11 protein-coding genes are annotated in these 15,581 nt (G+C 62.9%); 9 read left to right on the forward strand and 2 right to left on the reverse strand.

All coding sequences use genetic code 11. The features are described from left to right. Positions 1 to 39 precede the first annotated feature (39 nt). The 6 genes from HJD22_RS02110 (at position 40) to betT (ending at position 9,802) form a co-directional block, all read left to right on the forward strand. Positions 40 to 1,347 carry an efflux RND transporter periplasmic adaptor subunit gene (locus HJD22_RS02110; RefSeq protein ID WP_208655534.1) on the forward strand — a complete coding sequence of 436 codons (1,308 nt, stop codon included), beginning with the start codon at positions 40 to 42 and terminating at the stop codon, positions 1,345 to 1,347. Then, positions 1,344 to 4,445 (forward strand): efflux RND transporter permease subunit, encoded by a 3,102-nt coding sequence (locus HJD22_RS02115; protein ID WP_208655535.1) that lies wholly within the window; start codon positions 1,344 to 1,346, stop codon positions 4,443 to 4,445. The genes HJD22_RS02110 and HJD22_RS02115 overlap by 4 nt, the downstream gene beginning before the upstream one ends. Next, complete coding sequence (locus HJD22_RS02120; protein ID WP_208655536.1) at positions 4,445 to 5,896, forward strand: ATP-binding protein; 1,452 nt, start codon at positions 4,445 to 4,447, stop codon at positions 5,894 to 5,896. The genes HJD22_RS02115 and HJD22_RS02120 overlap by 1 nt, the downstream gene beginning before the upstream one ends. Beyond that, positions 5,893 to 6,585: a response regulator gene (locus tag HJD22_RS02125; protein ID WP_208655537.1), complete on the forward strand. Its 693-nt coding sequence runs from the start codon at positions 5,893 to 5,895 to the stop codon at positions 6,583 to 6,585. Before HJD22_RS02120 ends, HJD22_RS02125 begins: the two co-directional genes overlap by 4 nt. Before the next feature lie 116 nt (positions 6,586 to 6,701). Continuing rightward, on the forward strand, positions 6,702 to 7,322 hold the full coding sequence (locus HJD22_RS02130; RefSeq protein WP_208655538.1) for a hypothetical protein: 621 nt from the start codon (positions 6,702 to 6,704) through the stop codon (positions 7,320 to 7,322). A gap of 449 nt (positions 7,323 to 7,771) precedes the next feature. After that, a complete protein-coding gene (gene betT, locus HJD22_RS02135) occupies positions 7,772 to 9,802 on the forward strand; it encodes a choline BCCT transporter BetT (protein ID WP_208655539.1) in 2,031 nt (676 codons plus the stop codon). A 78-nt stretch (positions 9,803 to 9,880) separates the two neighbouring features. Here the strand turns inward: betT and HJD22_RS02140 are convergent, their stop codons facing one another. Then, entirely contained in the window at positions 9,881 to 10,486 is a 606-nt protein-coding gene (locus tag HJD22_RS02140; protein ID WP_208655540.1) for a methyltransferase, read from the reverse strand. Positions 10,487 to 10,621: 135 nt separating this feature from the next. On the opposite strand from HJD22_RS02140, the gene HJD22_RS02145 reads away from it, so the two are divergent. From HJD22_RS02145 to HJD22_RS02155, 3 genes are all read left to right on the forward strand, one after another. Continuing rightward, entirely contained in the window at positions 10,622 to 11,707 is a 1,086-nt protein-coding gene (locus HJD22_RS02145) for a L,D-transpeptidase family protein (RefSeq protein ID WP_340163033.1), read from the forward strand. Positions 11,708 to 11,826: 119 nt separating this feature from the next. Then, positions 11,827 to 12,996, forward strand: coding sequence for a zinc-dependent alcohol dehydrogenase (locus HJD22_RS02150; RefSeq protein WP_208655541.1), 1,170 nt, complete (start codon positions 11,827 to 11,829; stop codon positions 12,994 to 12,996). Positions 12,997 to 13,041: 45 nt separating this feature from the next. Further along, positions 13,042 to 13,593 carry a hypothetical protein gene (locus tag HJD22_RS02155; RefSeq protein WP_208655542.1) on the forward strand — a complete coding sequence of 184 codons (552 nt, stop codon included), beginning with the start codon at positions 13,042 to 13,044 and terminating at the stop codon, positions 13,591 to 13,593. Between the two features lie 378 nt (positions 13,594 to 13,971). On the opposite strand, the gene HJD22_RS18060 is transcribed toward HJD22_RS02155, so the two are convergent. Beyond that, complete coding sequence (locus tag HJD22_RS18060) at positions 13,972 to 15,573, reverse strand: cyclodeaminase/cyclohydrolase family protein (protein ID WP_208655543.1); 1,602 nt, start codon at positions 15,571 to 15,573, stop codon at positions 13,972 to 13,974. Positions 15,574 to 15,581 lie beyond the last annotated feature (8 nt).

The raw sequence follows: 15,581 nt of genomic DNA on the forward strand, positions 1-15,581 counted from the left end.
GACGATGCTACCGATCCCCACCTCCGCCATGAGCCGCCCATGCCCGCTAACGAGGAATACCGCGCTTCACCTCGCCATACCGAGATTCATTGCCCTCGCCCACGCCAGCAGGGTCGCGTACGCATGGGTGCCGTCACCGCGCTGATTGTCCTGGCGATCGGGATGGCCATCGCCTACTGGCTGATCAGCACGCCTCCCCGGGTCGAGCGCCGCCCGGCCCCGGCGGCGCCAGCGCCGCTGGTGGATATCGTCAGTGTCGAGCGCGAAGCGGCGGCCCCGCAGATCCATGGCTACGGACGCGTGCTGGCCGAGCGCGACACCTTGATCTCCAGCCGCGTCTCCGGACGCCTCGAGGCGTTCTCTCCCCAAGCGATTCCCGGCCGGGTGGTTGACGCCGGTGCGTCGCTTCTGCGTATCGACGACAGCGACTACCGCCTGGCGCTGCGCGCCGCCGAGGCCGACCTGGCCCAGGCAGAGGCGGGCCTGGCCAGCGAGCGCGGGGAGCAGTTGCGCGCCCAGAGCGAATATCAATCCTTCGGTCGCGAGCTGCCGGCGGAGCGACGCGCCCTCGCCCTGCGCGAGCCCCAGTTGCGCGCCGCCGAAGCCGAGGTGGAGCGCGCCCGAGTCAACCGCGATCAGGCCCGCCTGGACTTGCAGCGTACCGAGATAGTCAGCCCCTACCGGGCCATGATCCAGGAGCGCTTGGTCGGCAGTGGTAGCGAGGTATCGGCGGGGGCCGACCTGATGCGGATCGTCGACGTGGAGCGCTTCTGGGTCCGCGTATCGTTGCCGGGTGAATCCCTGGCGTGGCTGGATGTAGCGGACCACGACCGCCTTGGCGCCCGGGTCACCCTGACCAGTCGAGGCTGGCCAGCGGGGGCCAAACGACAGGGTCGCGTACTGTCGATCCTGCCGGCACTCGACGAAAACGGCCTGCAGGCGCAGCTGCTGGTCGAGGTCGAGGACCCGCTGGCACTGAGCTCGTCCGGGCCGGCCCTGCATATCGGCGATATCTTGCGAGCCGAGTTCGAGGCCCGTCCGCGGGATGGCCTGATCGCCCTGCCCGCCACCGCTCTGCGTCCCGGCGATGAGGTGTGGCGCCTCGATGACGAAGATCGCCTGCGCCGCGCCAGGGTCGAGGTACTGCACCGTGGCGAGGAGCAGATATTGATCACCGCCGGGCTTGAAAGCGGCGACCGGGTGGTGACCTCTAATCTCGGCCAGCCGCGCGACGGCATGACGCTGCGTACGCGCACTGCGGGTGACGGTGCTGCCTTACGCGCGCCTGCGCTGAGTGACGCGCAACCAACAGAGGCGCGCCAAGGCGGCTCGAGGAGCCGCTCATGATGCGCCAAGGCCCGATCGCCTGGATGATCAACCATGGCGTTGCCCCTCATCTGCTGATGGCGCTGCTGATCGTCGGTGGCTTGATGACCAGCCTGACGATCAAGAAAGAGGTATTCCCCGACTTCGAGATCGAGGTGGTGCAGGTCTCCGTCAGCTACCCCGGCGCCACCCCCGAGGAGGTGGAGCAGAGCATCCTGCTTGCCGTGGAGGCGGAGCTTTCCGATATCGAAGGGATCGACGAGCTCACCTCCAGCGCCAGCGAGGGCAGTGCCAGCGTCTCGGCCACGCTGGTCGACGGCGTCGAAGTGATGCGCGTCTACCAGGACATCCAGCAAGCGGTCAACGCCATCACTACCTTCCCCCCCGCCGCGGATCCGCCACGCATCGCCCTTGCCGGGCGCTCTCGAAGCGTGCTGCAGTTGCAGGTGCATGGCAATGTCGGTGCCCGCGCCCTGCACGATGCCGCCGAGGACGTGCGCGGAGAACTTCAGGCGACCCGAGGTATCTCTCGAGTGGAGCTCTCCGGCAATCTCGAGCGCGAAATCCAGGTGTGGCTCGACGAGGAGGCGATACGCCGCTTCGGCATGAGCCACAGCCAGCTTGCCACACGTATCGGCGAGGAGGCGCTGGATCTCGCCGGGGGCCGGCTCTCCACCCACGAGGGTGAGTGGCTGATCCGCTACCAGGGCCGCCGAGACGATGCGCGCGGCTTCGCCGATCTACCCGTTGCCACCACCGCCAATGGTGGCGTGGTGCGCCTAGCCGACGTCGCCGAAGTGATAGACGGCTTCGCCGAAAGCGACCGGGAGGTGCAATTCAACGGCGAGCCGGGTCTCACCGTGCAGATCTATCAGGTTGGCGACCAGACGCCGCTGGGCATATCCGAGGCCGTGCACGGCGAACTGGAGCGGTTGCGTACCACCCTGCCCGAGGGAATCAGCCTTACCGTCGCCCGGGACAGCTCCGAGATGTATCGAGATCGCCTGGAACTGCTGCTCAAGAATGCCTGGATGGGTCTGGCACTGGTGCTGATCCTGCTCGCGCTGTTTCTCGAGGCGCGGCTGGCATTCTGGGTAACGCTGGGCATCCCCACCGCCTTTCTCGGCGCCATGCTGTTCCTGCCCTGGGCAAATGTCTCCATCAATATGATGTCGATGTTCGCCTTCATCCTGGCGCTAGGTATCGTGGTGGACGACGCCATCATGGTCGGCGAGAACATCTACAGTTATCGAGAGCAGGGTCATTCACTGCGCGAGTCGGCGATACGTGGTACCCGGGAGATGGTGGTCCCGATAAGCTTCGCCATTCTCTCGAACATCGTTGCCTTTTTGCCGCTGTTCTACCTGCCCGGTTTCATGGGCATGATCTACGGCGTGGTGCCTTTGGTGGTGATCACGGTGTTCGTCGCTTCCTGGGTCGAGGCGCTGTTCATTTTGCCCGCTCACCTCGCCCACGGCACCACCCGCCGCCCCACACCGGCCTGGCAGCGTCCCTTGGAGAAGGTGCGTCACACCATGCAGGCTGGCCTCAACCGCTTTACCTATCAGCGCTTCGAGCCCTTCCTGCAACGCACCCTGGATCACCGCTGGCTGACTCTGGCATTGGCCCTGGTGCTGCTTGCCGTATCGCTCTCCTACACCATGAGCGGACGGCTCGGATTTTCGCTAATGTCACGAATAGAGTCCGATCAAGTACAAGCCAGCGTGACCCTACCGGTCGGCAGCCCAGCAGCGGACGACCGGCGCATTCGAGACCAGTTGATGACGGCCGCTGCGCAACTCGCCGAGCGCGAGCAGGGGCTGAGCTTCTCCGGTTCCACCACCCGTCTCGATGGTGACAGTCTGCAGGTGTCGTTGGAGCTGGCGCCGGAAAGTCTCGATGCCTGGCCGCCCTCGCGCGTTGCCCGGGAGTGGCGGGAGCTTACCGGCGAGCTGACCAATGTCCAATCGGTGCGCTTCGAGTCGGACTTCGGCGGTCCCGGCGCAGGCGCCGCCCTGACCTTGCGTCTCTCCCACCCGGACAGCAACGTACTGGAAGCCGCCGCGCCCCGGCTGGCGGAGGAGCTCGCCCACTTCGGCCTCACCGATATCGACGACGGGCTGGGCGACGGCCTGCCGCAACTCGAAATTCGTCTCTCCGCCGAGGGCCGCGCACTGGGATTGAGTGGCGCGGAACTGGCCAGCCAATTGCGCGGCCCCCTGCAAGGCGCCACCGCCGTGGAGCAGCAAGCCGGCCGCAGCGCTATCAGCGTCGAAGTGCGCCTACCGCCCGACGCTCGCGATAGTCTCTCCGAACTCTACATGCTGCCTATCCGCACCCCGGAAGGCGAACTGGTTCAGCTCGCGCGTGTTGCCGATATCGAGGTGGGCCGAGCCGCTCGGGCCCTGCAGCGCCAGGATGGCCGGCGCATCATCACCGTCACCGCCGACCTGGAAGGCGGCGCTCAGATCAATCAGGTCTTGAGCACCTTGCAGGAGGAGGTCTTTCCCAGTCTGGTCGCTGCCTATCCCGGCCTGGAAGTGGGCCTCGGCGGCCGACAGCAGGATACCGCCGACAACGTCTCCTCGCTTACCACCGCCATGTGGCTGACGCTGATCGCCATCTACGGACTGCTGGCGATTCCGTTTCGCAGTTATTTTCAGCCGCTACTGGTGATGGCGGCGATTCCCTTCGGCGTGATCGGCGCCGTGGCGGGCCACGTCATCATGGGTTACAGCCTCACCGTGGTCAGTCTGATGGGTATGCTGGCGCTCTCCGGGGTGGTCATCAACGACGCCCTGGTATTGATCGATTACGCCAACCGGCGCCGTCGCGAAGGCATGGGCGCCCGGGAGGCCATCGTTGCCGCCACCACGCGTCGCCTGCGACCGATCCTGCTGACCACCTTGACCACCTTCTTCGGACTGGCGCCGATGATCTTCGAGACCTCGCGTCAGGCTCGCTTCATGATTCCCATGGCGATCTCGCTGGGCTTCGGGATCCTGTTCGCCACACTCATCTTGCTGGTCCTGGTGCCTTGCCTCTACCTGATGCTCGAGCGGCTGCGTGAGCGCTTCATTCAACCCGCCACCACCGATACGAGCATGGAGACTTCCTGATGCGTCTATCTCTCGACTTTGCCTCGCGTCCCGTGGTGTCGCGCCTGGGCATCAAACTCTTCATCATCATTTTGCTGGTCAATGTGCTGATCTCCGGCCTGGTATTCCTCGCGGTATCGAGAAGCCTGGATCGCGGCTTTCTGGATTACCTGGAAACCACTCAGGCCAGTCGGGCCCAGACGCTCGCCGAGGGGCTCGCCGAGGAGTGGGAGCGGCGCGGCGACTGGCAGTGGTTGCGCAACGACCCGCAGGCCTGGTCGCGGCTGGTGCGCCGCGAGCTGTGGCCCGGCGACGGCCCCTCGCCGCACGGCCTCGACCGGCGCCTCGGCGATGCCGGCGATTTCGTGCTGCACGATGCCCGCGGATTGCCGGTGATCGGCCTGCCGCCACCGCGCCGTAACGACGAGGCGACGCCGGAACTCAACTGGCTGATCATCGAGAGCGATGGCGAGCGCATCGGTGCCCTGGGCTACCGTCCGCCGCAGCAACTGATGGCGCGCATGGATCGTATTTTCCTGTCGCGACAGCAGCGCAACCTGGCGATCATCGTCGTCGCGCTGTCGCTCGCCTCGCTGCTACTGGCCGGCGGGCTCTCCTGGTGGCTGGGCCGCCGTACCGGCAGCATGGCACTGGCCACCCAGCGGCTCACCCAGGGCGATTACAGCATTCGCCTGCCCGAACGGGGCCACGACGAACTGTCGCGACTGGCCCACGACTTCAACATGCTGGCCTCCACCCTCGAGGCCAACCGCGAGGCCCGTCAGCGCTGGGTGTCGGATATCGCCCACGAGTTGCGCACGCCGCTGGCGGTGCTGCGCGGCGAGATAGAGGCGATGCAGGACGGCATCCGTCCCATGAACGAGACCAATCTCGACTCGCTCTCCCAGGAGGTCGGGCAGCTCGAACGTCTGGTTTCCGACCTGCGCCTGCTGGCGCAGAGCGACGCCGGTGTGCTCGATGTCTCCTTGGCACCGCTGGATCTGGCCGAATCGCTAGGCGGCAAGCTCGAGGATGCCAGAGGCCTGCTCGGCGACCATGGCATTACTCTCCAGACGCATATCGCGCCCTCGGTGCCGATTCGCGGCGACCTGCAACGTCTTCGTCAGTTATGGAATAATTTGCTCGACAATACCTGCGCCTATACCGATGCGCCGGGAACATTGCAGGTGACGCTCGACATGGTGGGCGACAAGGCCCGGGTGAGATGGGAGGACAGCTCGCCGGGAGTGCCCAGAAGCGAACTGCCCTACCTCACCGAGCGGCTCTACCGGGTCGAGGGCTCGCGCAACCGTAGAAGCGGGGGAAGTGGGCTTGGCCTCTCCATCGCCAGTGCGCTGGTCAAGGCGCACGGCGGCACCCTGCAGGCTTCCAACTCGGCGCTGGGTGGATTGTGCTGGACCTTCGAATTCCCACTGCTGCAGGACGATCACATGCGTAAGGACACTCCATGAACCATACGGAAGAGACCATCCTGATCGTCGAGGATGAACCCAAGATCGCAAGCCTGGTCGCCGACTATCTGCGCGGTAGCCACTTCGCGACTCACCATATCGACCATGGCGACGCCGTCATGCCCTGGCTCGAGGAGTCCTCGCCAGACCTGGTGCTGCTCGACCTGATGCTGCCGGGCACCGATGGGCTGACCCTATGCCGACAGATTCGCGAACGCTGGCCTCGCCTGCCGGTGATCATGCTGACTGCCAGGGTCGAGGAGGTCGACCGTCTGCTTGGGCTGGAGCTCGGCGCCGACGACTATATCTGCAAGCCCTTCAGCCCCCGCGAAGTGGTGGCGCGCATCAAGGCCGTGTTACGCCGTAGCCAGGCCGTACAGGGCGAGCCTGTCGAGAGCGCCGCCCTCACCCTCGATGACGATGGCTGGCGTGCCCTTGCCGATGGCCAGGACCTGGGATTGACGGCAGTCGAGTTCCAGCTGCTGAAAGTACTGATGAACGCGCCGGGGCGCATCTTCTCCCGCGACCAGCTGATGGATCACATGTATCGCGACCACCGCATCGTCTCCGAGCGCACCGTCGACAGTCACATCAAGAAACTGCGCAAGAAGATCGGTGACATCTGGCCCGAGCGCGAGATCATCCGCTCCGTCTATGGCGTAGGCTACAAGTACCAGCCCGAGGCATGACTGCCGCAAGAGATTAGCGAATTGCGAAATGGTTGCACGTTCTCTGCGCGTTGACTGCACAACCACAGGCGAAACTGATCTCGTACCCAGTCATTGTCCCTAACGGAGATTTCGCCATGATTCGACTGACCACTCGCAAGATGTTGATGCCGGCCCTTCTGGCACTGGCCATCGCTCCGCTGTCGCTTGCCGCGAGTGCCGCCCCCGGGGGGAGCGGCCCACACCACGGCCACGAACAACGCCAGGCCATCTATGAGCGGGCCGGCCTCGACGAAGAGACCCGCAACGCGCTCGAGGAGGTTCACGCCTCTCATCGCGAGGCAATGCGTGAACTGCACCGCGAGCACCGCGCGCAACTCGACGAAAACCTCGACGAGGAGCAGCGCGAAGCCTTGAAGAGCGCCATGCGTGATGCCCGCGAAGAACGTATGCAGGGGCATCGTCAGGCCATGCAAGAGCGCCTCGGCGCGCTGTACGATCGCTGGGAGCTCGACGATAGCGAACGCCAGGCACTCGCAGAGGCTCGCGAAGCAATGATGGCCGACGCCCGCGAACTACGCGAGCGTGAGTTCGAGAACCGTGAGGAGCGTCACGAGGCATGGAAGGAGATCCGCCATGAGCATCATGCAGCGCTGGCCGAGATTTTGAACGATGAGCAGCTCGAAGAGCTCAAGCAGGCGATGAAGCCACGCCACAAACCGCATCATGCCCCGCGCGGGGAAAGACCCAACGCTTGAGATAGCCAATCGGCACCACTGAGGTAGCGCCTCTTTCCTTGATTTGCCCGACGCCGTGTCGGGCTTTTTTATGCCTGCTCTTCCGACACGGCCACAGCGCATACCTATAGTGGGATATTGCTCCCCAAAGTTGCACTTCGATCCAGAAGCACGTATTTTATTTGAACGGTCAAACAATAAAAATTGATTATCAAATTATTAGTCAGCGTTTCCCTAGCGGCCGAATATGGGCCCGTGCGCGAACGCTACGGCTTCAAACCGTCTCGCACCGAGTTTGCGCCCCGGATCTAGGCAAGGATAGCCCCTATCGTTATTTTGATTGTCCGATCAATCAAAATAGCGACAATCATGCATTCACTTCCAAGGACGCCCATCTCCGGCTCGTTTGGCCGCTGCCCAATGGCGAGCGGTGCGTGACATGAGATCGACAATTATGGGAGTCAAACGCAATGGCGCATGATACTTCAGTGCCCGAACGAAGAGATCGCCTCAACCCGGTCGTGTTTCACGGTTCGGTGGCGGGCATCCTAATATTCCTGGTCATCACCATGACCTTCACCGAACAGGCCGGCGCCTTCTTCGATGCCGGCCTTGCCTGGGTGAGTCAGACCTTCGGCTGGTACTACATGCTGGCGGTGGTGGCCTATCTCGTCTTCGTGGTACTGATCGGCTGTTCGCGCTTCGGCAGCATCCGCCTCGGTCCAGACCACTCGCGACCCGAATTCTCGCTGCTCTCCTGGTCGGCGATGCTGTTCGCCGCCGGCATCGGAATCGACCTACTGTTCTTCAGCGTCGCCGAGCCGGTTGCCCACTACCTGGCACCACCCGACCTCGCCCCCGAAAGCCAAGAGGCGATACGCGCCGCAGTGGTTCAGACCTTTCTGCATTGGGGGCTCTCCGGTTGGGGCCTGTATGTCCTGATGGGCATGGCATTGGCTTACTTCAGCTATCGTCACCGGCTGCCACTGGCCATTCGCAGCGCACTCTACCCACTGCTCGGCAAGCGCATCTACGGCCCCATCGGCCATGCAGTGGATATCACGGCCGTGATCTCCACGGTCTTCGGCATCGCCACCAGTCTGGGCATCGGGGTAATGCAGCTCAATTACGGGCTGAATTACATGTTCGACATTCCCGAAGGCATCACCGTACAGATCATTCTGATCGTCATGGTCGTCATTCTGGCCACAGTGTCGGTGGTCAGCGGTGTGGAAAAGGGCATTCGCCGGCTGTCGGAATTCAACATGCTGCTGGCACTGGCGCTGCTACTGTTCGTGCTGTTCCAAGGCAATACCCTGCACCTGCTGGACATGGTGGTGAACAACGCAGGCGACTACTTCAGTGGATTCATCGCCAATAGCTTCGATACCTACGCCTACGCCGGTGAGGAAGCCAATGAGTGGAAGATGTGGTGGACCATCTTCTTCTGGGGCTGGTGGATCGCTTGGACGCCCTTCGTCGGCCTGTTCCTGGCGCGCATCTCACGTGGCCGTACCATCCGCGAATTCGTCGCAGGCGCCCTGGGCATTCCGCTGGCGTTCATGATGGTGTGGATGTCGGTGTTCGGTAACAGCGGGATCGACCTGGTAGCCAACCATGGCGTCATCGAGCTTGGCGAACAGGCCCTCAGCACGCCGCAGACCACGATCTACACGCTGCTCGAGTACTACCCCTGGATCGGACTGACCGCTGCCGTGGTCACCCTGCTGGGTATCGTGTTCTTCATCACGTCAGCGGACTCCGGTGCCCTGGTACTGGCGAACTTCACCTCGATTCTGTCCGACGTCAACCATGACGCACCGGTCTATCTGCGCATCTTCTGGTCGGCAGTGATCGGTCTGATCACCGTCGCGCTGCTGATGGCAGGAGGGCTGGCGGCCCTACAGAGTGCCGTGGTGATCACCGCGCTGCCCTTCTCGCTGGTGATATTTGCCATCATGGTCGGGCTCTATCGAGCCCTGCGTGTGGAGGGCAACAAGCTCGACGCACGCCGTCAGGTGACCGGCACCGCCGCAAGCGGCGACTGGCGCGAACGGCTCGACCGGGCGCTGGATACCTCGACCCGTGCCGGTGCCGCCGCGACCATCGAGTACTCGATCCGTCCGGCGCTGACGCAGTTTGCCCAGGAGCTCGAGAGCCGTGGCCAGACGGCCAACGTCAGCGAGGAGCAGGTGGAGGGCGAGCCTCTGCCACGCCTGACCCTGCAGGTCGATCTCGAGAACGCCGCAAGCTTCGTCTATCAGATTCGCCCGCACCGCATGCGCACGCCAAGCTTCCTGCCGGCCGACGATGACTACTATATGCGTCTTGACGTGTATCTCTCGGAAGGCGGGCTTGGCCAGGACCTCAACGGCTATACCCGTGCCCAGGTGATCGACGACGTGCTCAGCGAGTACGAACGCCATCTGCACTTCCTGACGCTCACCGGTGAAAGCGGCTCCGTTCACGCGATGCCGGGGTCGATCGGCAGCGCACCCTGAACGTTGACCAACCAGAAACGACAAGCCCCGGCCAATTGAGCCGGGGCTTGTCGTTTCTGGTGCCGAGAGGCTTCGCTACTACGTCAGCCGCACGAATTCCGCCAGTTGCGTCGGCTGCCCCAGGTAGGGGTGCATGTCACCGATACCGCTAAATGTCACCCGGTACCCCTTGCGCTTGGCGATACCGCTGGCCCACTGACGAAACTTGGCCCGATCCCACTCGAAGCAGTGATCTGGATCGCGATACTCCCCTGGCGCCAGGTCGAACAGCGGGTTGTACTCCCGATTGGGCGTGGTCATCACCACCACGCGGGGCCGATAGACACCGAATATCGACGACTCGACTTCGGAAAGCCGTTCGGAGGGCACGTGTTCGATGGTTTCCACCATGGCGGCTGCATCGAAACCGGAAAAGCGTGCCTGTCCTTCGGTATAGGAGGCGCAGACCAGCTCGAGGCATCCACCCTCGGTGGCTAGATATTCGCTCAGCCGCTGCTTGGCCTGGACCAGCCCCGCACCCGATTGCTCGAGCCCGAGGATACGCATGAATTGTGGCTCGCGAACCAGATACTGTAACAGGGCACCAGAGCCGCAACCCAGATCCAGTACGCTGGTGGCACCGGCACTCTTCAGCAATTGAGTAACGGTGACCAAACGCAGCTGATGCAACTCCCCCATCGGCATATCGCGATATCCTCTTATATAGGCGCATGTTACGCCCGAGCCGGGAGGGGGGAAAGCGCCGCTTGCGTGGGGCAAAGGGTCATGGAAGACTATCGTTAATTTACCGCTTTCAGACTCGCCAATTTCGGAAATCCTATGCAAAGTATTACCCTGCCACGTTCCAGTAGGGCCAGTGGCAAGCGTATGCATCTCGTCGGTCTGCTCCTGATCTCGTTGATGCTGACAGCCGCCGCCTTACATGCTGGCGAGGAAGAGCCCGAGTGGCCCCAGGGCCACTATCCGCTCGATGACGATACCCATATCGTCGGGGAGTACTACACCGTCGTGGTCGAGGGGGACGAGACCCTGCTCGATATCGCCCGCGACCGCGGCGTCGGCTACGAGGAGATACGCGCCGCCAATCCGGAGATCAGTATCTGGATACCTGGCGATGGCACGGAGGTGGTGATTCCCGCTCGGCACATCCTTCCCGATGCACCCCGTGAAGGGGTGGTGGTCAACTTGGCCGAGCTGCGGCTCTACTACTATCCCCGTGTACGTGACGGCGAAATAGCACGGGTGGAGACGTATCCGATCGGCATCGGTCGCGAAGGCTTCAATACCCCGCTTGGCATAACCAAGACCACCATGCGCCTGGAAAACCCTGCCTGGTACCCGCCCCGCTCGATACGTGAGGAGGCAGCCGCACGTGGCGACCCCGCCCCTGCGGTGGTACCGCCGGGTCCGGACAACCCCTTGGGCCAGCATGCCATCCTGCTCGATATCCCGGGCTACCTGATTCACGGCACCAACCAACCGGACGGAATCGGCATGCGCGCCAGCCGCGGTTGTATCCGCATGTTCCCCGAGGATATCGAATATCTCTTTGGGCGCATCCCCGATGGTACCCAGGTCAATATCATCGATGATCACTTCAAGATCGCCTGGGAGGAGGAGGCGCTCTATGTCCAGGCGTTCGCCCCCGCCGAGCAGCGCGACGATGGCCTGGCCCACCTGCTCTCGCCTTTCGACAGTCTGGTTCAGGCCTTCGATGAAGATCTCCCCGAGATCGACTACGCCTACCTGCGCCAGCTCATGGACACCGCCGACGGTCAGCTGAGCGTGCTCTACCCACGCGACGTGGAGCCGGAACCTGAGCCGGAAGAGGACGGTTTACCAGATATTTATCGCGAACTGGACGCGATGCCGCCGGGTGTTTATGCGGAGCTGCAGCAGAGCTGACCGCAAGGCGTGTTAAGCCGCGCTCACTGAAAAAAAGCATTCGCTTACCTGACGTTGCCCATAACTGCACCTATGTTGATAGGTGTAGTTAAGGGAAACTCACTACAGGGAGGTGAATCATGAAAGCACTATGTTGGCATGGAACCAACGACATTCGTTACGAAACCGTGCCGGACCCCGAAATCGAGCATCCGCGCGATGCCATCATCAATGTCAGCAGCTGCGCCATCTGCGGCTCCGATCTTCATCTCTTCCATCACTTCATACCCACCATGGAGTCCGGCGACGTGGTCGGCCATGAGTTCATGGGCGAAGTGATGGAGGTTGGCTCTGAGAACAAGAAGCTGAAGGTGGGCGACCGAATCGTCGTGCCCTTCACCATCACCTGCGGCGAATGCGATCAGTGCAAGCGCGGCAACTTCTCCGTCTGCGAGCGCTCCAACCGCAACAAGTCGCTGGCCGACAAGATGTTCGGTCATGCGGGCGCTGGACTCTTCGGCTATTCGCATCTCACCGGCGGATATGCCGGCGGGCAGGCGGAGTACGTGCGTGTGCCCTTTGCCGACAGTACCCATATCAAGGTGCCCGACAGCCTCTCCGATGAGCAGGTACTGTTTCTGGGCGATATCTTCCCCACCGGTTGGCAAGCCGCCGCGCAGTGCGATATCGAACCGACCGACACGGTAGCGATCTGGGGGGCGGGGCCGGTTGGCCAGTTCTGCGTCCGCAGTGCAGTGCTGATGGGTGCCCAGCAAGTGGTGGTGATCGACAACGTGCCCGAGCGCCTGGCCATGGCCGAGGCGGGCGGGGCGATCGCCATCAACTTCGACGAGGAGAGCGTACTGGGGCGCCTACAGGAGCTGACCAAGGGCAAAGGCCCGGAGAAGTGCATCGATGCGGTGGGCCTCGAAGCGCATGTGTCTCGCTCTCCCGACTCCGTTTATGATCGTGTCAAGCAGGCGGTAATGCAGGAAACCGACCGTCCCCACGTACTTCGCGAGATGATCTATGTCTGCCGGCCCGCCGGGATACTGTCGATTCCGGGCGTCTATGGCGGGCTGGTCGACAAGATTCCCATGGGTGCACTGATGAACAAGGGGTTGACGGTTCGCTCCGGCCAGACCCATGTCAAACGCTGGAGTGAGGATCTGCTGCGTCGCATCGATGAAGGCCAGATCGATCCCTCGTTCGTGATTACCCATACCGCTGACCTCGCTGAAGGGCCTGAGATGTACAACACCTTTCGCGACAAGCAGGATGGCTGCGTCAAGGTAGTACTCAAGCCTTGAGCGGCATTCCTGATCGCTCTATTTCCATCGACATGGAGGTCGCATATGCATCTTTCCCACAACTCGCATCAATCACGTGGCGCTGCCGACAAGCTGGCGCGCAATCTAGGCTGGCTCGGTATCGGGCTAGGCGTGTGCAAACTGGCAGCTCCTGGAATGTTCACTCGCTCGCTGGGCGCCAACGGTCATGAAGGCATGGTCAGAATGTGCGGCGGGCGCGAAATCGTGAGCGGTGTCATGGCGCTGTCCCACAACCCTAGCCCGGCCATCTGGAGCCGGGTGGCGGGAGATATCGGCGATCTGGTCGGCCTGATGGCGCTCTACAACGACCGCAATCCAAACAAGGCCAATGTAGGCCTGGCGTTGAGTGCGGTGGCCACGACCACGGCGTTGGATATCTATTGCGCCAAGGCGCTCGCCAAGCGGCATGCCTATCAGTCGGGCCCCACGCCTGACTATAGCGAACGCAGCGGCTTCCCCCGCCCGGTAGAGGAGATGCGAGGGGTGGCCAAGGATTACAGGAACGAGGCGTCGCAACAGCCCAAGGCTGCCCTGCCCTCTCCCGCCATGGTCGGCAAGACGCCCGCCGATAAATAACGACACGGAAGCAAGCGCCAGAAAGCCAACAGGTCCGGGCGAATCCGGACCTGTTGGCTGAATGGCACGCTGGCTGGATCGCCAGGCCTAGCCGCCGCCAATCCCCTCGATGATAAAGCCCGTCCCGCCGCAATCGTGACAGAGTTCACCATCCACCCGGCCAGAACCCTGGCACTTTCGGCATATATCCTCCCCGGTTCCCGGTGTTCCCGGGGGCGCTTCATCTCCCGGCTGCTGGGGCCGGTTCCCATCATGTGATGTCATGCTGCCCTCCTTCTACGGTTGAGGCCTGCCAACGGCAGGATCAAGGCATCTCCTTGCCTAGGCTTAACCTAAGCAGCTGAGCGGCATTCCAGCAAGCGGCGCAATACTTATCGATCAAGAGACGGGCTGCTGTCTGAGCCACGCCATATGGGAGTCGGCCTGTTGTTGCAAACGCGCCCGGGTCTCGGCCATCGCCTGCTTCTCCTCCCCCTCCTCCAGGCTTGCCAGGTCGGCATCGACAGTGAACAGTACCGCGCCAAGCCCCGAGTGCAACAATAAGCCGCCCGCAAGTACATCGCTGCGTAACGCTTGCTTGCTATGCGCCAGGCTCTCGACCGTCAACCTCAGGGCGTCGAGACAGGCCTTTGCGGTCTCAAGTGGCACCTCGTTCATCCGCCTAGCGGCCTCACTCGGGTCTCCCTTGGCCTCGCCGCGCTTACTCTGGGCATCGAGATAGGCTTCGAGTGCCTGGGCATCCTCATCGGCGTAACCGTTCAGCGTCTCGATCAGCGCCTGCGCCTCATCGATCAAGGTCTGCCGACGGGAGGCTTCCTCTGTCGACTTTTCCGACCCACGGCGGCCGCTTCCACTGCGCTTGAGTGCCTTGATGACCAGGCCGAGGCCGGACACCGCCGTTACTGCGGCCACGCTGCCGCATCCCGGCGTGGGTTTCGAGACGATCGCTTCTCGATAGTGGGTCAGTGGCATCGACCACAGACTAGAAGAAGCCCTGCCGGAACCGGCGTTGATCCGCTCAGCCTCCTCCAGCACGCCCTCCCGGGACAGACGGTAACGATCGAAGTCGTTGGCGAGAAACAGGTTGCCCTGGTAATGCGCCAACGCCTCGCGCTCGATATCGGTAATGGAGGGCGAGGCATTGCGCCGGTATACGTAGCGTGGGCTGAAGTGGGTCAGTACCAGATTGGCGATCTCCTGCTCGGCACCGAACGTGGCGACTGCCGCTGCGGTACTGTGCTGGTTGTCGGTCCCTAGCCGCTCGACGATCTCATGCGTGTAGGTTGCTTCGTGCACCAGCACGTCGGCGCCCTTGCAGAGCGTCGCGAGCAGGCGCGGAGTATCGTTGTCTCCCCCGACCACCACCCTCCTGGCCCGGCGGGCCGGCAACAGGTAATCGTCGCTTCGCAGCGTGGTGCCATCGTCCAGCGAAACGTCCTCGCCCCGATAGAGCCGGCCCCAGACCGGCCCGCGGGCGATCCCCTGTGCCTCGAGGCGCTGGGTGTCGAGACTGCGTTGCAGATTGCGCTCGGTGAAGGCATAGGCATAAGAGGCCACGCCGTGCGAGAGCGCGCCGGCCTCGAGCGTGAAATCGGGCAGTTCCACGGCCCCTGGCTGCGTATCGACTTCGCTGAAGAGCAGCGGAAAGGTGAGATGTAGTCCACTCGCGGCCTCGATGACCTCGAGAAACCCCTTCACGCTAGCTGGCCCGACGATGGACAATGCTCGCGTACGGCCCGCCATCGAGGCGCTCGCCAGCAACCCAGGCAAACCATAGCAGTGATCGCCGTGTAGATGGGTGATGGCGATGGCCTCTAGCCGATTAAGCGAGAGCGGCGTGCGCAGTATCCGGTGTTGGGTTCCCTCCCCGCAATCCACCAGATACCAACCCTTGGCATTGTGCTTTCTGAGTGCGGTCGCCGATACGTTGCGCGCTCGAGTCGGCACCCCCGCCGAGGTGCCCAGAAAGATGATCTCCATGCGACTCC

Source organism: Halomonas sp. TA22 (genome assembly GCF_013009075.1).
In the GTDB taxonomy this organism is placed as follows: domain Bacteria; phylum Pseudomonadota; class Gammaproteobacteria; order Pseudomonadales; family Halomonadaceae; genus TA22.